This window comes from Cellulophaga sp. HaHaR_3_176 (genome assembly GCF_019021925.1).
GTDB lineage: Bacteria > Bacteroidota > Bacteroidia > Flavobacteriales > Flavobacteriaceae > Cellulophaga.
Map to the genome: position 1 here is coordinate 1,463,633 of NZ_CP058990.1, position 21,274 is coordinate 1,484,906.

A 21,274-nucleotide genomic window follows, 5' to 3' on the forward strand; every position below is an offset into this window, starting at 1 on the left:
ATAAAAAAGGTATAGCATACAGATATCAAGGGCTTCCGTCTAGAACGTCACCATTATATAAGTAGGATTTTAATTATAATATGTAAGGGAATACTGCTAATTTATAATAAAAATATTGCTTACAGTAATCTCTACAAGTAAAATTTTAAATCTTTTTTTTAATACAAAAAGCCACTCTTTATAAAGAGTGGCTTTAGTTATAAATTTTAATAGTTTTAATGTTTAAAAACAGACCTTTATTAAGTTAAATAACTAACGAATTAAAATAGTTTTTCACAGTTTTAATATGCTTTTTCTTTTCATCATCAGATAACCAACTAGCCTCAAATGCATTGATTGCCAATTGCATAATTTGTTCAGTACTCAAATTTAATGCTTTAGCAGTTTCATAATAATTTTCACTCATATAACCACCAAAATAAGCAGGGTCATCGGAATGTATAGTAGCTAATATTCCTTTTTCTAACATTTTTAAAACAGGGTGATCTTCCATTTTTTGTATCACCTTTAGTTCTACATTACTTAGTGGGCATAAGGTTAAAGGAATTTTTTCATCTAATAACCTTTGCACTAAAGCTTCATCATCTAAACAACGATTACCATGATCTATACGCACAACTTTCAATAAATCAAGAGCCTCCCAAATATAACTCGATGGTCCTTCTTCACCAGCATGAGCTACTAACTTATAGCCCTGCTCTGACGATGCTTTAAAAACTTTTTCAAACTTACTCGGTGGGTTTCCTACTTCAGAAGAGTCTAACCCGACTCCATCAATCCAATTTTTAAAAGGCAATGAAGCTTCTAAGGTTTTAAATGCTGAATCTTCACTTAAATGACGTAAATACGACATGATTAATTTATATGAAATACCTAACTCCTGCTTCCCTTTTTCAAGTGCTTTATAAATACCATTAATAACCACATCAAAACCAACACCTCTATCTGTGTGAGTTTGTGGATCAAAGAAAATTTCAACATGTACAACATTCTCACTATGTACTTTTGTTAAATAAGCCCATGTTAAATCAAAAAAATCTTGCTCATTAATTAATACTTGAGCACCTATATAATAAATGTCTAAAAACTCTTGAAGGTTATTAAATTTATATGCTTTTTTCAGCGATTCAATAGAGTCGTAAGCTAAAGGTATATTATTTCTATTAGCTATTTCAAACATAAGTTCGGGTTCAAAACTACCCTCAATATGCAAGTGAAGCTCTGCTTTAGGTATGCCTTGAATTATTTCTTTTAAGTTTGATGACTTCATAAAGTTGATTTTTAAATTTTCGTGATGAATATTCTAAATAATTTTTAAACGTGTAATTTCAAAAATAGATGAATAGTTTTAATTATTGTAATTCAGTTTTAACAATATCTCGAATTTTAACAGCTTTTTCAAAATGATCAAATTTATGTGTCTGTATCCACCATTTAGCAACTTCCATTAATACTTTAGGATTGTCATTTTTATTTGCAAAAAAAGCATAAAAAGATAGTCCTACATTAATTCCTTTTGTTTCAATCTTTTCATTACAAATTTTGATGATTTTTTGACTGATAGCTTCATTCATATTAAATACTTAAAATAATTCGTTACTACACCCCTACTATGGTTTCTTAAAAATTTATTTGCTGCCTAATTTTGTTTCTGGTAATAGCTAAGCATAAATTTTCCGAACATAAAATATAAAACAAGTACAGTAATACCGCCTATTAAAAATCCATTATGCAATACCTCTTTATAATCGTATTTTATGTACAATAATACAAGAGAAAGAATAAACTGGAGAATAGCGTACGCTATATTTCCTTTTGGGCTATAACCAAATAAACCAAGAAAATGAGTTTTAGTTAGTCCGAAAATAAGGTGAGGCATTGCATTTACTATCAATGCACCAATTATGAAATCTATACTATTCATAAATTAAAACTCTTTTAAAAGTTAATAATTAATTTTACATTAAAACTACCTATTTCAGATTCATTAATCCTTTATTTAATTAAAGGATTATATTTTGAAGACACCTCTTTCAAATATATAAATTTTAAGTCCTACATTGATAATGGCAATTCAAACACTTAAATTTGAATAAATTGATTTAGTTTTGAGTTAAAACTAACATCTAATTACATATTAAAACCTATAACTTTTAATCTTATAACATGAAAAAAAATCTTTGTTTACGTATTTCAGCATCATTTATGCTTGCTTTCTTACTTTTTTCCTCTTGTAAAGAGGCTCCAAAACAAGTACTTGATCAATCAGAAGAAATAAACCAATGGTTTGACGTTAAATATGAAGAGTTGTTACAAATGAGCCCTATACACCTTAGTGCTCTAGGTAGAAAAGATCAGAACGATAAAATTGATGATATGAGTAAAGGTGCTGATGATAAAAAATTATCATGGTATACCGAAAGTGTAAATCAATTAAAAGAAAAGTTCAATTATGAAAATCTAAATGAGTCTGATAAAGCTTCTTATGATTTATGGGTATATCAATATGAAATACTAAAAGAAGGCATGACGTATAGAGATTTAGGTTATGTATTTGATCAAATGCGAGGTTTACATTCTGGTTTACCAAGTAGTATCATCAACTATCATAAAGTAGATAGTATTGCTGATGTAAATGCATATATATCTAGAATACAAGAAATGGGTCGCGCTATAAATCAATTGACTGACAATGCTAAAGAACAAGCTGCTTTAGGAATTTTACCTCCTAAATTTGCTTTTGAAACCGTTATTAAGCAAACAAAAGGCTTGGTAAATGGCACACCTGTATTAAATGATATGACGGGTAAAATTGATGCTCTTTTAGCTACTGAAGTTATAACTACAGAAGAAGCTGCCTCTCTTAAAGAAGAATCAGAGAAGGCTATTGCTACTCATTTTAAGCCTGCTTATGAAAACTTGTTAACTTGGTTAGAAACTGAAATAAATAATGCAGAAGCTGCACCTACAGGTGTTAGCAGACACCCTAATGGTGATAATTTTTATAATTATCAATTAAAAGTTTTTACAACCTCTAACTTGAAGGCCGATGAAATTCATGAAATTGGTTTAAAAGAAGTAGCTAGAATTAAACAAGAGATGTTGGCTATTAAAGAAAAAGTTGGTTTTGATGGAGACTTAGATGCTTTTTTTGAATTTGTAAATACTGATAAAGAATTTTATTTTCCGAATACAGACGAAGGCAGACAGGCATACTTAGATGAGTCTACAAAGTATTTAGATGATTTAACAAAAAAACTACCAGATTATTTTGGTATACTACCTAAAGCAGAATTAGTAGTAAAACGTGTAGAAGCTTTTAGAGAGCAAGATGGTGCTCCACAACATTATATGAGAGGTACACCAGATGGCTCAAGACCTGGTGCTTATTACGTGCATTTATCAGATATGAATGCAATGCCAAAATCGACTATGGAAGGCGTTGCTTACCATGAAGGAAACCCTGGACATCACATGCAAATTTCAATTGCTCAAGAATTAGCCTCTGTACCTAAGTTTAGAACGCAAGCAGGTTTTAGTGTATATAGCGAAGGTTGGGCATTATATTCTGAAATTTTAGCGAAAGAAATGGGCGGATACCAAAACCCTTATTATGATTTTGGTCGCTTGGTAAATGAAATCTGGAGAGCTATTAGATTAGTGGTTGATACAGGTTTACATGCTAAAGGTTGGACAGAAGCTGATGCTATAAAGTATTTTTCAGAAAACTCTTCTATATCAGAAGGAGCTATTAAGGCTGAAGTACAACGTTATATGGTAATGCCTGGCCAAGCAACATCTTACAAAACAGGAATGCTTAAAATTCAAGAATTACGTAAAAAAGCAGAAACAGAATTGGGAGATGCTTTTGATATTAAAGGTTTTCATGATACCGTACTTGGTGGTGGTGCTTTACCATTAGAGTTGCTAGAACGTAGAGTTATAAATTGGATTAACACTCAAAAATAGAGTAGTTTAAAATAAAAAGTTTTTATTAATAAACCGATTTTGATTAGGTATTCCCCTAAACTAAATCGGTTTATTGTTTTTATTTATAAAGGGCTGTAAAGGCACTAGTACTATAGCTACATCACTTTTGTTGCTAAATACTTCTGAACTTCATAAACATCAATACTTTTATTAAATTTTTTACTTACAGAAGGTAGGTTTTCACTTGAAATCCAAATTTTAAGCTCCGCATCTAAATCAAACGTACCAGATGTTTCTAAAGAAAACCTTGATATGCTTTTATAAGGCATAGATTTGTATTCGATTTTACTACCTGTTATGCCTTGAATATCAATTAAAATTAAACGCTTATTCGTAAACACAAAAGTATCTCGTAATAATTTAAAACCTAATTCTATTTCTTCACTTTCAATTAATAATCTCCCGTATTTTTCATTAAGCTTTTCTAACGAAACTTCACTTGCATTCCCTAATAATTTATTTAGTAACCCCATAGCTTTTTTTAAAATTAATGTATAAAAATAAACATTTTTATCATTCAAGTTTTTTTAAAATACAACTCTTAAATACTTATTTAAATAAGGGGATTTTAAAAATTATTTAATAAGTTTAAAACCTTTAATAGCCAATATTATTCCTAATATTAAACTAGAAATACCCATTAAATAATATCCTAAAAACACAATCGAAATACCGATTATAAAGGTAATTGTTCCTAAAGCAGCAAACATTTTTACATTATCTAATTCTTTTTCATTCATTTTACTATATTTTTAAATAACTGAACCTTAACCATATAAGGTTTCAATAATTACAATTCAAAATCTTATTTTAGTTTATCGGTTCTCTATACAATTGTTTTCCTAAAGCTTGAATATGTCTATCAGATAGCTGCAAATGATTCATTTGACATATTTCTTCTCTTATTTTTTTAATAGCTTTTTCATCTTCAGTCCTTACTCTAGTTTCATAATTATGGTTTGTATTAACAGAGCTGTTATTTAATGAACTTAAATAAGCAATTTGATCATCAATTAAATAAATTTTGTCATGCATAAAAGTGTTACTTTTTTCATTTTTATTTGACGACATATAAACTTTAAAAGGAAATAGTTGTGAATACCAATAAGAATAAACCTTCGTAAACCTTATCTTGTTTTTGTACTGTTTTACTAATGAGAATACTAATAAAATTGGTGTTAATCCAAAAGCTACTTTTATATCTTGTAAGTAGTAAGCAAAACCAATTAAAATGGCTATTAAACCGAACCCTACATATGACAAAAATTTAGAAATTTCGATCCATTTTTTTCGTTTTTCAACAGCTTCATCATCTATCTTTCTATTTTGTAGAATTAACTTATGAATATTTTGATTTGAACTATGGTGAAAATTTTTAATATTATCAGTAGTGATCAATTCAACTTCAATATTTCTTTTTCGAAATTTTAATAATTCAGTAATTAATAAAGGAGATAAATAAGGTGATATGATTCTTATTGTTTTTTTTGCATTACGTATATCATTCAAAAGTTTTTCTCCTGCATCACTCTCCAAATAAATATCACAATTTGAAACACTGTATAACATACTTATAAATTTTGTTTATAACTTGTCCTTTTCATGAGCTTATTTAAACTTATAAACCCTCATTTTCAGACTTTTAAAAAATAATTATACCTCTATAAATTTTAATTTTTATAGGTTCAGATAATTCTATTTAAAATGCTTTTAAAATTAAAAAGATGTAAGATAAGTATTACATTTGTAATATGTATAATTATGGAGATAATAATCGAAATTATTAAGCAATTGTAAACAAACTATAAATAATATTTTACAGTTGATATTAATTATTTTCAATAATAAAAGTATAGGGTTCAAAAAAACTGCCATCTGTTTTTAAAAAATCGCCTTGTAATACTTCTTTTTTTATTGTTAAACTTACAATACCACTAATAGCTTCTGTTAGGCAAGTACCCTCTGCTACGTAATGTTTTACTTCTCCGTCAGCGTTAGCATTACAAGCATCAGGATATTTTTGTAAGCTTAATGCCGATGTTTTACCCGCCACACCAACATGCGCTTGAATTAAACCATCAGATTTTTTATACATTTTATTATCAGTATTACCAACACAAGCAGGGTTAGCACCTTCTGCTGTAGTTGTTAAACTGATAGATGTACAACTGGAGCCATTTATTTTAAGTGGCTTAGTACGCCAAATATTATGTGAACTTGCTGTCAATAAAACATTTACATTGTATTTAGATGCCAAATCAATCATACCTTGACTATCTACAAACGATTGATTTTTACCCATATCAATCCAAGGAAGATGGTTGATATGTATTATCCAATATCCTTTTTTATTTGCATCGGCATAAACAGCCTCTACCCATTTATAATTTTCACTACCAACAGCATATTGCGATTTTAAATACTTTTGCATAGCCAAAGGCTCCATATCGCTTTCTTGAAATGCAACTGACGTGCCTACTACACGGACTTTTATATCTCTTTTTATAATATCATTAAACCATAAGTATGGATATTTACCTTCATAAGCGTAGCCTGAAAGTCTTCCTGTTGGCGGCATAACAATACCACCTTTAGGGTAATTTAATGTATTAGCATAGGTCATTACATCACCATCTTGCTTTTTACTATCATGATCACCAGCTACAAAAAGTATCGGCGTATTATCTACTATTTTATTTGCTTTAGCTGACCATTTTTTTGCATTCTGAATATTATAATCAAAATTATCCTCAATACCATCATATGATAAATCCCCCAACATCAGAATCAAATCATGAGAAGCTCCATTTTTGAGGCTCAACTCTGTAGCACCTACTGCACCCCATTTATCATCCCAATCCCCTCCTACTGCTATTTTTATAGCATCAGCGTTTTTAATAACACTCGGAGTGGTAGTCAGATTTTTTGTACTTGTACAAGCACTAAGCGAACAAAAAATTATTAAATATTTGAGCATACTATATATTTTGTGTTTATAATTAAGTTTGCTGGTATAGTTCAATTTTAATTCGACTTAAAAACAAACGAGAAACAGGCTATAATCATCATTACCATACCCTCCATTATTAATGATAATAAAGTTTTTATATTGGTTTTTATAAATTGATAATTTAGATCTAGGCACCTTATCTCCCGCATAAAGTTGTGCATATTGTTCTTTAAAAGAGAATGTTTTATCAGCATTTTTATAATCAAAATAACTAATACCACGCCAATGATCAGGAGTTACTCCGTTTATGTTATAACTAAAATTAGGAAAACTGCGTCCTCTCCATTTTTCTTTTTGATAATATGATACGGGTTGTGTTTCGGTGATATCTACAAAAGATAGAGGTTCTTCATCTTCATAATACATATTTCCACTTAAATAAGCATCATTATGTGTATAAAACTGACTCCATTTATCGTTTTTCAAGAAAAAAACTTTTTTATACCTCTGTTTAGTTTCCTGATCCGTTTCATAGTCATAGGTTAAATAGTCTGCATCTTTTAAATTTGCTTTCGTTTCTGCTTCTGTTAATGGTTGTTTGTTATTTAAAATATTGAATGGTTTTTTAATTGTATCACCATCTTTTAACCATGTCGAAAAATAGTCGTTTTCAATACTTATAATATATGTACCAACATCCGTTACGGATTCATCAATAAAAAATAAAGAATCAATAAAAATACCTTTGTAGTTAATTTTATAATATGTTAAAGTATCAGATTCAGTAATCTCTTTTTTTTCAAAACTCTTAGCTAACCAAATGAGACTATCACCATTAATTTTACCGTGAGAAACATACGAGGTTTCAATGTGTTTTACATTATTATTTTTATCTAAAGATAACGTGAACAAATTTTCATAAGCTTTATATTCTAAAGGCGTTTCCTCAAAACAAAGAGCTATACTATTAATTATATTAGCTCTATTCTGAACAATATAAATTAAAAAAATAACTACTATTACTCCCACAAGTACACCTCTTTTTTTTTTCATTTATTTGTGTTTAAAATAAGTACCGATTATTTCTAATCATTGATAATTTTAATATTTTGTTTTTACTTGTTTTCAATTTTTATCATACCGTGATTGAATTCCACCTATTAATACGCTATACCCTCTAAACCTAAAAGAATACTATAAAAAGTATCTGTAAGAGTTATTTCGATAATGTCTTTCTTTATTTTAGTTTGCTCTTTATTGAAATTTAGAGTTTGTATTAATTGACCAACTGCAGTTTCCGGTTTTTTTTAACAAATAACTCTTTAACTCGCATTCTTTTTCTGTCTAAAAAGCTTTTACAAATTCTTCTGTATTCATATATTTTGTTTTTAGCTAGCTCATATGCTGAATGTAAAGTTTATTCAATTAGTCCTGTTTCTGTTCTTTCAATTTTCCCAGTTTTATCAATTTTAATTAGCATAGGCACTCGCCCAATCATTTCAGCATATTCTTTAGATTCATTATTAAGAACATAAATATATTTGAAATACCAAGATTCAGATTTATTCAACCTAATATCACCTTCATTCTCTTCAAATAAAATAATAGATAACTTAGATATTTCTTTATTTTCAATTTTCCTTTTTAAACTCCCTATTGTTCTTGCGCAATACGCATCCCAAGTCACCAAAAAAACGATTGTCTCTTCAATAAGTTCATTTAATTGATTTGATTTTCCCGATTCAACATGTTTTAAGTAAATTGAATTGTTTTCAATAAATTCGATTGCTTTAGAGTTATCTTTTAAATTGGATAATTGGCAATAATTCAAGTCTGGATTAGATGAAAAAGCTCTAAAGTGTTCATCAGTATTGAGGTGCTTTTCTTGTTTTTTAAATATTCGATCAAATATTCCCATCTAATTGTTTTTAACGGTTAGTGTATGAAAGATAAGCATTATGAAATTAAGTAAATGATCTCTATTTCAAATTTTTCTACAAATTTTAAACGGAGTATTTCCTACACAGAATAACATGAAATAGTTTTTCAAGAAAGGTATGTAGTTATTTTTCTTAATTTATATGTTATATCGTTTTAACATTCTCTAATTTTACCACTTAAAATATATATTTTTTCATGGTACAGTACAACCCCAAAGATTGGATAACATTTATTTTTAGATTTCACAAATCAGATACCTTTAGAAAACTCATTCCTATGATGATTTTTATTGGCGTTTACACCTATGGAGTAGGATACTTGGAATTAGAATACTGGCAATTGTCTGATAAAAACCATTTGTCTAATATAACGGTAATGCACAGTATGTTGGGGTTCGTTATATCTCTATTATTAGTTTTCAGAACCAATACAGCCTATGACCGTTGGTGGGAAGGTCGAAAATTATGGGGAGCCTTAGTTAATAATAGCAGAAATTTGGCGCTTAAATTAAGTGTTATTTTAAAGAGTGAACAAGACCGATTTTATTTTAAGCGTACTATACCTAGCTATGCCGCCATCTTAGTAAAACATTTAACCAATAAAGAAACGGGCTTACAGCTTTATGATGATTTAGACCTAGAAATAGATCACCACAAGCACAGGCCTAACCAAGTGGCAAAAATGATATATCAGCGCGTGTATGATTTGTATGAGCAAAAAGTAATTACGGGAGACCAACTTATTGTATTAAATAGCGAAGTACAATCGTTTACAGATATTTGTGGCGCATGTGAGCGTATTAAAAACACCCCTATCCCGTATTCGTACAGTGCATTTATTAAAAAGTTTATCTTTTTCTATGTGATGACCTTACCTTTTGGTTATGTATTTAGTTTAGGATATTACGCCATTCCGGTGGTTATTTTTGTATTTTATGTATTAGCAAGTTTAGAATTAATTGCCGAAGAAATTGAAGATCCATTTGGATTTGACCCCAATGATTTACCGATTAAAAAAATAGCGGAGAATATAGAGAAACACGTCGGTGAGGTGCTTTAAAGAGCTTATGCCTCATTTAGCATTTTTATAAACTTGTTTTTAATGATGCCGTCATATTTCTCCATATAGTTTAGTCTGGATAACTAATACTAAAGAGTATGGAAATCGTATGTTGACTAAAAAAGATATAATGAAAACGTATACAATCACAGATCAAAAGAAAATTAAGGAATTAGCTAAAAAAAAGAAAAAAGTCACGATTATTTCTACAGGAATTATACTGACTTTGATTATAGGTTTTACCGTTTTTTTATTTTCAGAAGATGGAGCGAAAATCCCTGTGATTCCCTTAATTTTAGTAGTCTTATTATTTGCGGTGCTATTTTCTTTATTGTGAAACAAATAAATGATATGTTGTTTAAATTAAGCAAACATAGATTTGTTACCATCGCCGATGACGCAATTACAATAGGAACAAGTGCAAGGTTTATGGAGGAGCTTAATTTTGTGCAAAAGTATTTTTATAATCGGGTAAACCGTTTTGGTACGCATGATGATAAAACCTTTTATGCGCAAAAAATTAATTCAATCAACCAAACAAGAAAAGGACTTCAGTTTAAAGTTTCGGGATTAGTAGGCGACGTTGTAACCATACCCAATGAAATGGATAAGCTTTATGAAATTAAACAAGAAATTAATAAAATTATGTATACTTCAAATATTGAATTGAAAGTAAAATAGGTTTGCTTTTTATAGCAAAATTCCAAAAATTTTACAGCCTCATAAATATACATATATGACCTTGGTGTAAAACTCCAAACCTACATTAGTTTTAGTCATTGTTATAGTGTCGTTTTTATTTTACATCCCAATTTTTTATTTCAGTTTGATATTTTTCTCTATCGGTCGAGTGAATTCCAAAAATTGAAATTCCGCTGTCAAATATTTTAACTTCAAAGTCACGTTTTGTTGAATATCGGTCATCGAAGTCATTTGAAAAATAGATAAATACTGCAAATAAAACTGCATAACCAATCCAAAATATTTTCGAAATACGTTTCGGAATATTGATTTTCCAAAACCGGTTTAGAATTAATGTTATAATTAGCCAAAACGTAAAATAAGTCAACAAATTAACTATCATTTCAGTCAGAAAATATTGTGTAGATAAAGAAGTATGAAACCCGTCACATTTATAAATCAGAGGAAATCCATATAAAAACTCATCTGTTCCGTCAATTACAATTCCATACGACCATTTTGTTATAATTCCGAATGAAATTAAAGTTAAAGGTAAGGTCAATCTAAATATTATTTTTTTCATTTATTCAATTCAGAAGTTTGAGTAGTAAATGCAACACAACATTCGGCTATTTTTAGTTCGGGACTTAAAAGTACTAAGCTTTCAATTAATTACTTAGCTAAAACTTTTTATTTTGTTTTATCTTTTCATTTTTAAACCAAATAAAAAGATTTGATGGACTTTGTTAAAAAGCACAGAACTTTCGGTTTAGCACAAATAACCTATTTTCTTATACCTTGTTAGCAAATGTTTTTATCAAATTGAAAACTTATCTTTTATTTTACTTATTTCGTTTTCAACCATGTCACCCTGAATAATTATTGAAGTTTCATTTCTATGGTATGGACTGCTCGAGTCTCTTGTGGCAGAGAGCCAATTAAATGAACCTTCAATTAAAACTTTATTGTCAATACAAATAGTCTTGTTATGAATACCATTAACAATTACCAATTCAGCTTTAGTTTCAGAAATAGCTTCTCTACCTAGTTTACTATGTCTTTTTAATTGACCGTCTTTTTTATCAAGGTTGTTATCTGTTACAATTGTTATTTTTATGTTTTTAGTTGTACATTCTTTAATTAAAGATATAATGTTGTCTTCTTTAATTGCGTTTATAGAAAGGAAAGGAGAAAAGATAATTAATTCCTTTTCTACGGAGTCAAAACACCTTTTTAATAGTTTCCGATGCATATCTAAATCATCGATACGAGTAACTTTATTTTGAGGAGTATTCTGGTAGACCAGCTCTGATTTAAAAATAAAGCGTTCGTCTAGCGCATATGACTCGCTAGAAAGTAATTTTTCTGCTAGTCTTCCTGATGGTGTTTTATCTTTTGGGTTAAACACTCCCATATTACCTATAACGATAAAAGAGTGTTTTGCTCGAGTAAGAGCCACATTAAGCATGTTAAATTTACCCTCAAAATCAAAAAACAAAGAAGTATCTTCTATACCGTGTACACTAGAGAATAAGATAATAGCTCTCTCTGTTCCTTGAAGAGCGTGAACTGTTCCTACAATTATTTTTTCTGATATTTCTTCCCCTAGTTGATTTTTTAAAATCCCTTTAATAATTGTTTTTTGTGCCGAAAAAGGTGTTACAACAGCTAAGACTTCATCAATTGGCTTGCCGTATGCTGTTTCTATTTCCTCTCTTTTACTAATAATCCATTGAACAATGGCATTGGCCTCCTTTACATTCTTCTTACTACTACCGTTATGCTTTTCGGAGCTTCCATTTACATGTATATAACCCAGAGGAGGTATTTCGTACGTATCATTACTTTTACCTCCCATTAATTTTAATGAACCACTATAAATATTGTCTTTTGAATATTCTGCAATAGGGTCTAAGCATCTTCTGTGTTCTAATAAATAAGCTCCTTTTTCCAATTTATTATTTTGATGTTTATAGATGAATGGAGTTGCATTTCTAATTATCCTCATTAGGTTTCCATTCGATGCATTGAAGCCGAGAGATGCATTTCTTTCAAACTCATCTTCAGACTTGATCACATCATATTTCTTAGCATTAAAAAAGTCTATGTTTTCCGTGACATTCCATACCGGTTCTATCTGATGCACATCACCAACAGCTAGTATCTTTTTTGTTAAGGATAATGACGGTATTGCCACTTCAGGAGATACTTGACCAGATTCGTCCACAATCATTAAATCAAATAATTCTTTGTAATATTTCTGTCCCTCTTTATGATTATAATACGTTAAAAATTTAGGTAAAGAATGAAAGGTAGCGATGTACAAAGGTGAGATTTTAGCAATTCGTCTAAGCTTTTTAGCATAACTTTTTTCTCCTAACTCCTTGTTTTCCTTTTTATACTTTTCTTCGTTTTCTTTTTTGTTTTCTAATTCTTCTATGTATTCCCATTCTCTATAGTGAGTAGAGAGCCAAAAAAGTTCATATCTATAAGAAATGTCTAGTTTTACAGCTGTATCTCTCAGTGTATCAAGGTTATTATACTCATCATTGGTTTTCTTAATTAACTTAACCCATTTCTTTGAATACGTGTCACTCCATTTTGATTTGAAGTTTTCATAAAGACTGTTTCTTGTCTTTATTTCTTTAACTAAAAGGAGGAGTTCATCTAGATTATACTGTAAGTTTTCTTGTTGTTTAATGGTGTTCAGTAAAACCTCTTCTAACCGACTATAAACTTTAAGGTAAATACTCCAGTCATTAAAATCTATGAACTCATTAATAAATGGGTGGGCAATTAACTTAAAAGAGTTGGTTTTTATTTCTTGAAATTTCCTCAAAGGCAAAAGCCTTATGAGCATAGGGAAATTAGCGTTTTTTTCTTCTAACTGATTTAATATACTTTTTAACTGTTCCTCTTTATTAGAATTTTTAATTAATTTATCCTTAAGTTGAGCTGTCTTTGAAATTAACTCTTCTGTACTTTTATAGTATTTGTCTATTAATAATTCAGGTATCTTATGCTTCTTGATCGCTATACTAATTGTCTCATGAATAGTAGTTTTAAGTGCTTTTATTCTTTTTAGTAAAAAAGCTTTAACATCAGTATCCTTATCTATGGTCTCCGTCCTGAACTGGGTTCTTAATTGTTTTAAAAAGAATTTTTTATATTCATCTATCTTTGAGTAATCTTCTAATTTCTCTAAAAAGAAATCATTTAAATACTTTGAGGTAGCAGATTGATATTTCCCTGTTTCAGCTTTGGCTTTTGAACAGAGGTAAAGGCCAAAAGAGTTTACATCTGGAATCCATCTACTATTTAAAGTATCCCCACCATCTAAGGTCATACTGTCAAGAATGTTTGTAATTGCTTGGTTGTTTGTAGAACTACCCATTATAAGAGGAGCTTCTGCAGAGTTAAGTACAGATTTACTTACAATATTAGCTATAAAACTTTGTAAGATAAATGTCTTACCTGTACCAGGAGGGCCATTAACAGCAAATGCTTTTTTATTGTATTTGGAGCTAAATTGAGCAAAAGCTACACGTTGTGATTCGGAGAGAGGATACTCACCACTCATTTGTCCACAATGATAAGGGTTAAGAAAGATTTCTTCTTCTGTTAATTCATGGTTCTTAACTTCTGGTTCTACTTCTAAAACATTATTTAATAGAGGGTATTCTGATTTGTTTTTTTTATCTGTTAAAGCATTATATAGTTGTAATATATTTTGTATTACAGAATCGTCGCTATTCTCAGCAATGGCAAATTGATAAATATCTTCTTCGTGATATTCTTTAAATTTTCTATTTGTCACTTTATAAAAAAATCTCTCACAGTCTTCCCAATATTGCTCCCAGTTTTCAATACTTATTTCAGTTTTCGCTATTGAACGATCTAGCTTTTCTATACTGGTTATGGTAGGGTAGTTACCCGGATTAGGGCTTAAAAAAACTCTAAGGAATTCAGGTGGTTTCGATTCTTTTGGCGGACTCAGTATACCTTCTTTGTTCACTCGAGCTTTTATCCAAAAAGGAAAGTGTTTTTTTGAGTCTCTTTTATTAGACCCATGTTTAACTTCTGATGCAATATAAAAAGGTGCTATTTCTATATCATTAAATAACGTTTTTTCATCTTTCTTAAAATCTTTCCAAAAGCTTTTAATTTCTGCTTCATTAAAATTAGAAATCATACTTGTATTTCGCTCAATAAAATTACGCGTAAGGGGTTTTTTATCACCTCTATTACCATCAATTAACGATGCTCTGTAATAGTTTAACCATTTACTTGTTTCCTTCATTTATTAAGTTTTTAAGATGAAATTTCTTCTAAATCTATGGTTTTAATTATAACTATAAATATTACATTTCAACTTAAAAACTAGTTAAGAAATCGTTTGGTTATATTTGTTAGTTTTTTCTTCCGCTTGCAGCTAACGTTTAGTATAAGAAACGTAGGGCAATAAATAAGCACTATCGTTTCAGTTTATTACTTAGCTAAATATAAAAATTTTGCTTTTATTTTTTTTCTATAAACGCCAAATTTTATATTTAGCGGACTTTGTAAATATGCACAGAACTTTGAATTTAGCACAAACGCCCTATGTTTTTTATACCGTGTTAGCAGCTTTTTTCTTTAATATTCCTTGCTCTTTATTTGAAATTTAAAGTTCACATCTTCCGCAGTAAGTTTTATTTCTTTGTCCTTCTTCTTCAGAATAAATTCTAATGTAGGCTCCCAACCACTTTCTTGATTAGTTTCTCCACCCAAAATCTCAACACTATAAAATCCGTTTTTCAAGATTAATTTTCGGGCGAATTCCATTTGATTTTAAAGAGTTTATTCCGTTTTCTTCAGTCCAATTTTTAAGATAAGGAATAGTCATTAAATATATTTCTTGATTAACTATTTCGAGAAAATAACCAACTCTTTTGAATTGTAAATCATTCTCATTGTTATCAAATATGGAATCCTCAGAATTAATTTGAAAAAAAATATGATATGGATAATTAGCAATTCCTGATAATGGAATTAAAGCGCCCTTTTCTACAACTAAATCTCCGCTATTATTTTCTGTAAATTCAGAAATTAGATTATTAGAAAGATTATTATCCGATTTGAATAATGAAAGTTTAGAAGGGTCTCCTAAAAAAAAGTAGTCCCAAGTGTCATTTAAACATTCGGTAAATTTTATCATTAGTAATTCTGTTTTTAATTGCTGCTAACGGCTTGGTATAATAAAAGTAAGGAGTTTAAAAGCACTTACTTTCAGTTAGTCGTTTAGCCAAATTCACAAATTTTCGTTTTAATCTGTATTTAATAAAACGTCAAATTTTTAATTTGGCGGGTTTCATTGAGAAGTACACTTTTCAATTTATTTCAAATGTCCTTATTTTTTTTATACCTTGTTGCCTGCATTGTTTTGTGTCTCTTCCAACGCCTATAACTCCATTCGCGTTAGCATCTATTTTATTTTCACAATTATTGGACTCAGGGATTTCAAATTTCTTATGTTTTCAAGTTTCTTCGAAAGGAAGTAGATAGTCTAAACTATATTTAAGGTGTTGATATATGCGTTTTTAAGTTTTTATTATATTCAAGTATTGGATTAATGTTAAATACTTTAAATAATTCTTCTCTTGTTTTTTTATTTTTCGGATTTCTAAGATCCCAACGAGTCATAAAAAAACATGTACTTTCCCAAAATGGTTTATTGCTATTATCTTGAATTGAATCCTCTATGATTGACTTTAATATTTTTAGACTCCAACCAATGCCTTCATTTCTAAATGGTGTTTCAATTGTTTTTCTAGGGTCTGAATCTTTTATTAATAAATTGTCATCATATTCTAAAATATTTTTTTCTTTATAAATCAAGCCCCATTGAATATAAACAATGTTTTTAGAATTATAATCTATTCCCTTAGAATACGAAATAGGATAATCGATATCTTCATTTTCGATAGGTAAATTTCCCACGATTTCATATTCTCCATTTCGAAAATTGGTGTCGAAGATATATTGAGAAGGAAAACTTTTGTTGCTTTTTATATCAGTTATATTTAACTCTTTTAATTTACTTATTTTATGATAAACTTTAACAATTAATGCTTTTCCAAACAAATTTTTTAAACCATAATTGTTATCATTATCAAGCGCTCCATCTTTACTTAATTTTGATATATCAGCTATAATTCTACCAAAACCATAATTTCTTCTATCAACTTTGAAGCAAAAAAAATCTCCTACTTTTATTTTTTTTTTTGTGTTTGTTTCTTTACTAAAGTCTTTGAGAGCAAGTAGGTCTTTATCATTGCTATCATTTATGTATTGCTTTATCCATTTCCTTAAACTAATATAATCTGGTATTTTAAGGTTTTCAAAAGTAGATGAATAAAAATCTCTATTAGAAATGTTATTGGTAATTGAAACTGATGAATAATTTGAAGAATAATAAAAACACATAGTTCCTTCTTTAGAGATCATAGAAGAAAAATTTATTTTTTTAGGTTTTCCTTTCTTTGTCTTTGGAATTAAAAATTTTCTATCCTCTGTTTTTTCATCTAAATCATTTTCCTGATATGTATTATGCTCATTTTGCATAAACCTTATTCGCTTTTTGATTATATTTCCATCAAAATAAAGATACATTAGATCCGATATTTTAATCTTATCCCAATTATCTTCTACTTGTCTTAAACCTAAATATTTCCTTTCTTCGTTTTGTAATTCAAAAATCATAATATTCTTTTATTAATAACTATTTTAAGCCATAATTTTAAAAACCACATGTCACGTCCTAAAATACGGCTACAGATTAATATTAGTTTTAAGCGGCATATTGATGCACGTAATTAGGTGTTTTATAATCTAAAGATAAATGCAATCTTTTAGAGTTGTATAATTTGATTGCATTTTTGGCTGCTTTTTTCGCATGTATCACGCTGGTAAAGGTTTGGTCAAGATAGAATTCATCTTTTAGAATACCGTTTACCCTTTCTGCTAGGGCATTTTCATAGCAATGGTTTTCTTCAGTCATACTGATTTTAATTTTCTTTCTTTTCAATATTTGAGTATAGACATTACTGCAATATTGAATACCTCTGTCCGAGTGATGAATAAGTTGGTCAATATTCTTGGCATTGTAAATAGCCTTATTTAAAGCTCTGACACACCCTTTTAGTTCTAGGCTATCACTTAGGTCATATCCAACGATTTTACGTGAGTACATATCTGTAATCAATGCTAGGTAACAGAATCCTTTAATGGTTCTGATGTAGGTTATATCGGAAGCCCAGACTTGATTAGGTCTATTGATTTTCAAGTCTTTTATAATATTACCATACTTATAAAACCTATGATATGAATTTGTGGTTCTAGAAGAATATTTTTTTCTTCTAACGAGTAATCGATTTTCTCTTAGGATACGGAACAGCTGGTCTCTACCGACTTTAAGGTCGTACTTTTGAAACTCATTTTTTAATGATCTCATGAGTTTTCTGGTACCTTCTCGAGGTAGTGTTCTTCTACTTTCCCGAACAAGTTGGATTACATCTTGTTCTATCTGTTTTTTGATAACAAAACGTTTTTGGAATTTGTAATAGGCATCTCTTTTCAGATCAAAGGCATTACAGATAGTACAAATTGAATAGAGCCTTTCATTACGGTTTATCGGTGCTACTTTCATTAGGGCTTTATGTTTAAGTTTTTTTTTAATTCTTCAACATCTCTATAGCCTAGGTTCTCGGCCGCTACCTCGAGATAGCTATCGGTCACCAGTTTGTCCAGGTCCTTTTTAATGAGAAGGTCCTTAAGTTGATTGAGCTCTTTTTGAAGGGCTTTGATACGGGAAAGTTCATCGTCTGTTTGCACGGTTACACGGGTATTCATTAAATCTTTACGATCATACTTTTTGATCCATACGTTTATAGTACTGGATTGAATACCGTAAGTTAATGCAATTTGTCTTTTGGAATGGTTTCCTTTGGTAAGTTCTGCCAAGACTTTGAGCTTAAAGCTCTCACTATAGCGTTTTACATATCCATCATTTTTATACATATACTTGAAGTGTTTTGTATACATATTTCAGGACGGGTCAACATTGCTGGCAACGTTTGAGCTAAGCGTAGTGCGGTAGTAAGGAAACTTTTCGTTTCCGTCTTAGCACGAAGCTAAAGCTTATTGTTTTGCTTTTTCTTTTCTTGTCCAAAGCTAAATCCATAAGATTTTGCGACTTCATAAATATACACAGACCTTTCAATTTTGCCTTAAAGTCCGTATTACGTTTAGGTTTTGTTGGTAAATCGTTTTTTACCTTTTATTTCTAGTCTTCTTATCAGGAAATCCATCTGGAGGCTCAATATTTGTTACTAGATTTACTTCAGGAAAATACTTTTTCATCAAATGTCTTAAAGGAACTTTAGTCTCTTTATTTTCCTTGAACATTAATTGTAATTTATCGCCATCCATTGTCATTCCTTCTGGCATTGCCGCCATTGTTTGGGTATTAAAAGTTGCAGAATCCATATTTTCGGCAGCAACCATTAATTCATCCATTTTATTTAGCAATTCCTCATCTTCAATAACTGACATACCAGGTGCTTGACTATGTCCAAATTTAATCAAGTCACTTGCCTCATCCATTAATTTTATGTCGATTAAGTCATATTTAGAAAATGGAATATGAAAATCATTAAACCTTATAAATGGATTATTGTCAATTAGCATTTGCATATGAAAATGGGGGAAGTCGGCATTTTTTGAAGGTGAATGTCCAGCTAAATCAGTTTTTCCAAAGTGTAGAGACCATTCTATGTTTTTATACTTTATAGTTACTTCTCTTATTTTACTTTTAGAAGTTTCACTTTCCAAGTCATTTATGTTCTTTATAAAATTTTCAGTTGTTGCAACCCACCTTAGATAACTTTCAAGTCGGAAAAATCCAATAGGTTCGGATAAATAACTTTTAAAATGCTTTTTACGGATTCCATTTGGTCTTAAAAACCAATGAAAGCAAGGTTCATCTTCATAGAATGTATCAAGCTTATTACCGCATAGAAAACAACAAGATTTTGAAAAAGCATCTTTAAATTCCGAGAACATTTCTTTATTTTCCTCAACTTGCTCTTGGTTTCTTTTCTCCACATATTCAGGTGAAAGACTTGCTAGATACTCTTTTAATTCTTTTGTATTATTTGGGTCAATCTTGCTCAAATATTCTCTTATTAAATGTTTGCCAACGTACGGCTAACCGTACAAGTACTGTTATTTTCTATTATTTCTATAAACCGTATAAATTCTTTAGTATTTTAAGGCATTACATTTGTAAATTTTTTATTTGTAAACACTACACACTAATTATAATAATACTTATACATGTTATTCGCATAAGACCCTATATTAATTATAGCTTCAATCACCAATTTTCATTTAAAATGAGTATCGCTTAAATTTTTGATCAAACATATTCTCTAAAAAGTCATTTTGAAGATAAGTATCCGTTAACTCCCATATCAAATCCATCATATCATCATCTTCCTTGATAATACCATTACCCTCGTCTTCTGCGACTTCTCCTTGCGAATAGATATACTTTCTATCAAGATTTCCTCTACTAAATTTTTCAAAGTAATATGTATCTGATACGTCTGAAATCATAAATTGTATAATCTCACCGTCAAAGTTTGAAATATCGTACACTTGTCCTAATTCAGTAATAACAAGACTTCCTGTCTCTGTTTTTAGAATATCGATAGTATTTTCTTCTCGATAACTACTCGTAGCTTTTTCCATATCTACCTCAGTAGAAAAAGTAATTTTGCTGCCGATAAACTTTTCAATTTCTGTTTCGTCTGCTTCTCCTTTAATAAGTAATCCTGCGATATTAAAACCCATTTTTTATAATTTATTTTTTAATGAGTATATGATACTCTCTATAATATTTTAAAAGCATTAAAATTTATCATATGCTCTTTTAAAGTAATTGAGATTGTAATTTCTCTTCTAATTTTTTAAACCAAAATTTATCCTCTTCAGGTTTAAATGAAAATTTAATTAGTATCCCTGTAACCAACATCAACCAAGAAATTGTATTTATTGGTTTTATGTTTTTATAACTTAAAGAGAATTTCTGTATTTCTGTAATAATTGTCCCTTTTTGGTTTTTTTCTAAATTTAATATTGTTGTGTTTTTAATGCCTGTTTGATGCCTGACAGTACTAAAACTAGTATATTCATTAACATCTGTAATTTTACAAACTACTATATCTCCCTTACAATCTTCACCTGTATGAATTTCTTTCCATTGATATCCTTTTTCTAATTTAAATGATGTATCAATCTCATTATGATAGCAAGGATCTTTTGCAAATTCAACGGCAAACTCAGGATGAATTAAAAAATTCCAAATTTGTTGTGGTTGAAATTCGCTCTGAAACTGGAAAATAGTTTTTGTGTATCTTTTTTCACTTTTCATAAAACGTAAATCTATATGTATAAACACTATTATTATTCATATAACGCTCCCTAGTATTTTAAAAACACTAAAAAACTTTGTGAGATTTTCTTTCTTTATTAAAAGATAAATATCTCTCTACTAATATATATAATATTTATAGATAATATTCGCTATAACGTCGTTTTTAGTATAAAAAC

23 protein-coding genes are annotated in these 21,274 nt (G+C 29.4%); 4 read left to right on the top strand and 19 right to left on the bottom strand.

Features of this window, described 5'->3' with window-relative positions; translation table 11 throughout:
* Nucleotides 1-244: 244 nt before the first annotated feature.
* The 3 genes from H0I23_RS06255 to H0I23_RS06265 all read right to left on the bottom strand — a co-directional run bounded on the left by H0I23_RS06255 (nucleotide 245) and on the right by H0I23_RS06265 (nucleotide 1,924).
* Complete coding sequence (locus tag H0I23_RS06255) at nucleotides 245-1,270, bottom strand: adenosine deaminase (RefSeq protein ID WP_216785600.1); 1,026 nt, start codon at nucleotides 1,268-1,270, stop codon at nucleotides 245-247.
* Between the two features lie 82 nt (nucleotides 1,271-1,352).
* A complete protein-coding gene (locus tag H0I23_RS06260) occupies nucleotides 1,353-1,574 on the bottom strand; it encodes a DUF6500 family protein (RefSeq protein ID WP_216785601.1) in 222 nt (73 codons plus the stop codon).
* Between the two features lie 65 nt (nucleotides 1,575-1,639).
* Nucleotides 1,640-1,924, bottom strand: a complete 285-nt coding sequence (locus H0I23_RS06265) for a hypothetical protein (protein ID WP_216785602.1) — start codon at nucleotides 1,922-1,924, stop codon at nucleotides 1,640-1,642.
* A gap of 242 nt (nucleotides 1,925-2,166) precedes the next feature.
* On the opposite strand from H0I23_RS06265, the gene H0I23_RS06270 reads away from it, so the two are divergent.
* Nucleotides 2,167-3,969 (top strand): DUF885 family protein, encoded by a 1,803-nt coding sequence (locus H0I23_RS06270; protein WP_216785603.1) that lies wholly within the window; start codon nucleotides 2,167-2,169, stop codon nucleotides 3,967-3,969.
* Between the two features lie 116 nt (nucleotides 3,970-4,085).
* Here H0I23_RS06270 and H0I23_RS06275 read toward each other — a convergent pair whose 3' ends face one another.
* The 6 genes from H0I23_RS06275 to H0I23_RS06300 all read right to left on the bottom strand — a co-directional run bounded on the left by H0I23_RS06275 (nucleotide 4,086) and on the right by H0I23_RS06300 (nucleotide 8,858).
* Nucleotides 4,086-4,463, bottom strand: a complete 378-nt coding sequence (locus tag H0I23_RS06275) for a PH domain-containing protein (protein ID WP_216785604.1) — start codon at nucleotides 4,461-4,463, stop codon at nucleotides 4,086-4,088.
* A gap of 102 nt (nucleotides 4,464-4,565) precedes the next feature.
* On the bottom strand, nucleotides 4,566-4,730 hold the full coding sequence (locus H0I23_RS06280) for a hypothetical protein (protein WP_216785605.1): 165 nt from the start codon (nucleotides 4,728-4,730) through the stop codon (nucleotides 4,566-4,568).
* A 70-nt stretch (nucleotides 4,731-4,800) separates the two neighbouring features.
* Nucleotides 4,801-5,559 carry a phospholipase D-like domain-containing protein gene (locus H0I23_RS06285; protein WP_216785606.1) on the bottom strand — a complete coding sequence of 253 codons (759 nt, stop codon included), beginning with the start codon at nucleotides 5,557-5,559 and terminating at the stop codon, nucleotides 4,801-4,803.
* 259 nt (nucleotides 5,560-5,818) lie between these two features.
* A complete protein-coding gene (locus H0I23_RS06290) occupies nucleotides 5,819-6,967 on the bottom strand; it encodes a metallophosphoesterase (protein ID WP_216785607.1) in 1,149 nt (382 codons plus the stop codon).
* Nucleotides 6,968-7,024: 57 nt separating this feature from the next.
* Nucleotides 7,025-7,993, bottom strand: coding sequence for a hypothetical protein (locus H0I23_RS06295; protein WP_216785608.1), 969 nt, complete (start codon nucleotides 7,991-7,993; stop codon nucleotides 7,025-7,027).
* 364 nt (nucleotides 7,994-8,357) lie between these two features.
* Nucleotides 8,358-8,858 carry a hypothetical protein gene (locus tag H0I23_RS06300; RefSeq protein WP_216785609.1) on the bottom strand — a complete coding sequence of 167 codons (501 nt, stop codon included), beginning with the start codon at nucleotides 8,856-8,858 and terminating at the stop codon, nucleotides 8,358-8,360.
* Nucleotides 8,859-9,076: 218 nt separating this feature from the next.
* Between H0I23_RS06300 and H0I23_RS06305 the strand changes: the two genes are divergently transcribed.
* From H0I23_RS06305 to H0I23_RS06315, 3 genes are all read left to right on the top strand, one after another.
* A complete protein-coding gene (locus H0I23_RS06305) occupies nucleotides 9,077-9,940 on the top strand; it encodes a bestrophin family protein (RefSeq protein ID WP_216785610.1) in 864 nt (287 codons plus the stop codon).
* 130 nt (nucleotides 9,941-10,070) lie between these two features.
* Entirely contained in the window at nucleotides 10,071-10,277 is a 207-nt protein-coding gene (locus tag H0I23_RS06310) for a hypothetical protein (protein WP_216785611.1), read from the top strand.
* A 14-nt stretch (nucleotides 10,278-10,291) separates the two neighbouring features.
* Nucleotides 10,292-10,621: a hypothetical protein gene (locus tag H0I23_RS06315; protein WP_216785612.1), complete on the top strand. Its 330-nt coding sequence runs from the start codon at nucleotides 10,292-10,294 to the stop codon at nucleotides 10,619-10,621.
* A 115-nt stretch (nucleotides 10,622-10,736) separates the two neighbouring features.
* Here H0I23_RS06315 and H0I23_RS06320 read toward each other — a convergent pair whose 3' ends face one another.
* From H0I23_RS06320 to H0I23_RS06365, 10 genes are all read right to left on the bottom strand, one after another.
* Complete coding sequence (locus H0I23_RS06320) at nucleotides 10,737-11,204, bottom strand: hypothetical protein (RefSeq protein ID WP_216785613.1); 468 nt, start codon at nucleotides 11,202-11,204, stop codon at nucleotides 10,737-10,739.
* A gap of 234 nt (nucleotides 11,205-11,438) precedes the next feature.
* Nucleotides 11,439-14,921, bottom strand: coding sequence for an AAA domain-containing protein (locus H0I23_RS06325; RefSeq protein ID WP_216785614.1), 3,483 nt, complete (start codon nucleotides 14,919-14,921; stop codon nucleotides 11,439-11,441).
* A gap of 335 nt (nucleotides 14,922-15,256) precedes the next feature.
* The gene (locus H0I23_RS06330; protein ID WP_216785615.1) at nucleotides 15,257-15,421 is read right to left on the bottom strand and encodes a hypothetical protein; all 165 of its coding nucleotides are present in this window, start codon (nucleotides 15,419-15,421) and stop codon (nucleotides 15,257-15,259) included.
* On the bottom strand, nucleotides 15,402-15,818 hold the full coding sequence (locus H0I23_RS06335; protein WP_216785616.1) for a hypothetical protein: 417 nt from the start codon (nucleotides 15,816-15,818) through the stop codon (nucleotides 15,402-15,404). The genes H0I23_RS06330 and H0I23_RS06335 overlap by 20 nt, the downstream gene beginning before the upstream one ends.
* A 359-nt stretch (nucleotides 15,819-16,177) precedes the next feature.
* Nucleotides 16,178-17,362, bottom strand: coding sequence for an immunity 26/phosphotriesterase HocA family protein (locus tag H0I23_RS06340; protein ID WP_216785617.1), 1,185 nt, complete (start codon nucleotides 17,360-17,362; stop codon nucleotides 16,178-16,180).
* A gap of 88 nt (nucleotides 17,363-17,450) precedes the next feature.
* Complete coding sequence (locus H0I23_RS06345) at nucleotides 17,451-18,308, bottom strand: IS3 family transposase (protein ID WP_216783348.1); 858 nt, start codon at nucleotides 18,306-18,308, stop codon at nucleotides 17,451-17,453.
* Nucleotides 18,308-18,703, bottom strand: coding sequence for a transposase (locus H0I23_RS06350; protein ID WP_254073593.1), 396 nt, complete (start codon nucleotides 18,701-18,703; stop codon nucleotides 18,308-18,310). Before H0I23_RS06350 ends, H0I23_RS06345 begins: the two co-directional genes overlap by 1 nt.
* Nucleotides 18,704-18,931: 228 nt before the next feature.
* Complete coding sequence (locus H0I23_RS06355; RefSeq protein WP_216785618.1) at nucleotides 18,932-19,834, bottom strand: hypothetical protein; 903 nt, start codon at nucleotides 19,832-19,834, stop codon at nucleotides 18,932-18,934.
* Between the two features lie 216 nt (nucleotides 19,835-20,050).
* Nucleotides 20,051-20,515 (bottom strand): hypothetical protein, encoded by a 465-nt coding sequence (locus H0I23_RS06360; protein ID WP_216785619.1) that lies wholly within the window; start codon nucleotides 20,513-20,515, stop codon nucleotides 20,051-20,053.
* Between the two features lie 79 nt (nucleotides 20,516-20,594).
* Nucleotides 20,595-21,095: a hypothetical protein gene (locus H0I23_RS06365; protein WP_216785620.1), complete on the bottom strand. Its 501-nt coding sequence runs from the start codon at nucleotides 21,093-21,095 to the stop codon at nucleotides 20,595-20,597.
* Nucleotides 21,096-21,274 lie beyond the last annotated feature (179 nt).

Excerpts from the sequence above, each read along its gene's own strand:
- H0I23_RS06280 (WP_216785605.1), bottom strand. The coding sequence starts at position 4,730 with ATGAATGAAAAAGAATTAGATAATGTAAAAATGTTTGCTGCTTTAGGA.
- H0I23_RS06265 (WP_216785602.1), bottom strand. The coding sequence starts at position 1,924 with ATGAATAGTATAGATTTCATAATTGGTGCATTGATAGTAAATGCAATG.
- H0I23_RS06300 (WP_216785609.1), bottom strand. The coding sequence starts at position 8,858 with ATGGGAATATTTGATCGAATATTTAAAAAACAAGAAAAGCACCTCAAT.
- H0I23_RS06335 (WP_216785616.1), bottom strand. The coding sequence starts at position 15,818 with ATGATAAAATTTACCGAATGTTTAAATGACACTTGGGACTACTTTTTT.
- H0I23_RS06360 (WP_216785619.1), bottom strand. The coding sequence starts at position 20,515 with ATGGGTTTTAATATCGCAGGATTACTTATTAAAGGAGAAGCAGACGAA.
- H0I23_RS06260 (WP_216785601.1), bottom strand. The coding sequence starts at position 1,574 with ATGAATGAAGCTATCAGTCAAAAAATCATCAAAATTTGTAATGAAAAG.
- H0I23_RS06305 (WP_216785610.1), top strand. The coding sequence starts at position 9,077 with ATGGTACAGTACAACCCCAAAGATTGGATAACATTTATTTTTAGATTT.
- H0I23_RS06340 (WP_216785617.1), bottom strand. The coding sequence starts at position 17,362 with ATGATTTTTGAATTACAAAACGAAGAAAGGAAATATTTAGGTTTAAGA.
- H0I23_RS06345 (WP_216783348.1), bottom strand. The coding sequence starts at position 18,308 with ATGAAAGTAGCACCGATAAACCGTAATGAAAGGCTCTATTCAATTTGT.
- H0I23_RS06295 (WP_216785608.1), bottom strand. The coding sequence starts at position 7,993 with ATGAAAAAAAAAAGAGGTGTACTTGTGGGAGTAATAGTAGTTATTTTT.
- H0I23_RS06290 (WP_216785607.1), bottom strand. The coding sequence starts at position 6,967 with ATGCTCAAATATTTAATAATTTTTTGTTCGCTTAGTGCTTGTACAAGT.
- H0I23_RS06325 (WP_216785614.1), bottom strand. The coding sequence starts at position 14,921 with ATGAAGGAAACAAGTAAATGGTTAAACTATTACAGAGCATCGTTAATT.
- H0I23_RS06275 (WP_216785604.1), bottom strand. The coding sequence starts at position 4,463 with ATGGGGTTACTAAATAAATTATTAGGGAATGCAAGTGAAGTTTCGTTA.
- H0I23_RS06270 (WP_216785603.1), top strand. The coding sequence starts at position 2,167 with ATGAAAAAAAATCTTTGTTTACGTATTTCAGCATCATTTATGCTTGCT.
- H0I23_RS06255 (WP_216785600.1), bottom strand. The coding sequence starts at position 1,270 with ATGAAGTCATCAAACTTAAAAGAAATAATTCAAGGCATACCTAAAGCA.
- H0I23_RS06365 (WP_216785620.1), bottom strand. The coding sequence starts at position 21,095 with ATGAAAAGTGAAAAAAGATACACAAAAACTATTTTCCAGTTTCAGAGC.
- H0I23_RS06320 (WP_216785613.1), bottom strand. The coding sequence starts at position 11,204 with ATGAAAAAAATAATATTTAGATTGACCTTACCTTTAACTTTAATTTCA.
- H0I23_RS06285 (WP_216785606.1), bottom strand. The coding sequence starts at position 5,559 with ATGTTATACAGTGTTTCAAATTGTGATATTTATTTGGAGAGTGATGCA.
- H0I23_RS06315 (WP_216785612.1), top strand. The coding sequence starts at position 10,292 with ATGTTGTTTAAATTAAGCAAACATAGATTTGTTACCATCGCCGATGAC.
- H0I23_RS06350 (WP_254073593.1), bottom strand. The coding sequence starts at position 18,703 with ATGTATACAAAACACTTCAAGTATATGTATAAAAATGATGGATATGTA.
- H0I23_RS06310 (WP_216785611.1), top strand. The coding sequence starts at position 10,071 with ATGAAAACGTATACAATCACAGATCAAAAGAAAATTAAGGAATTAGCT.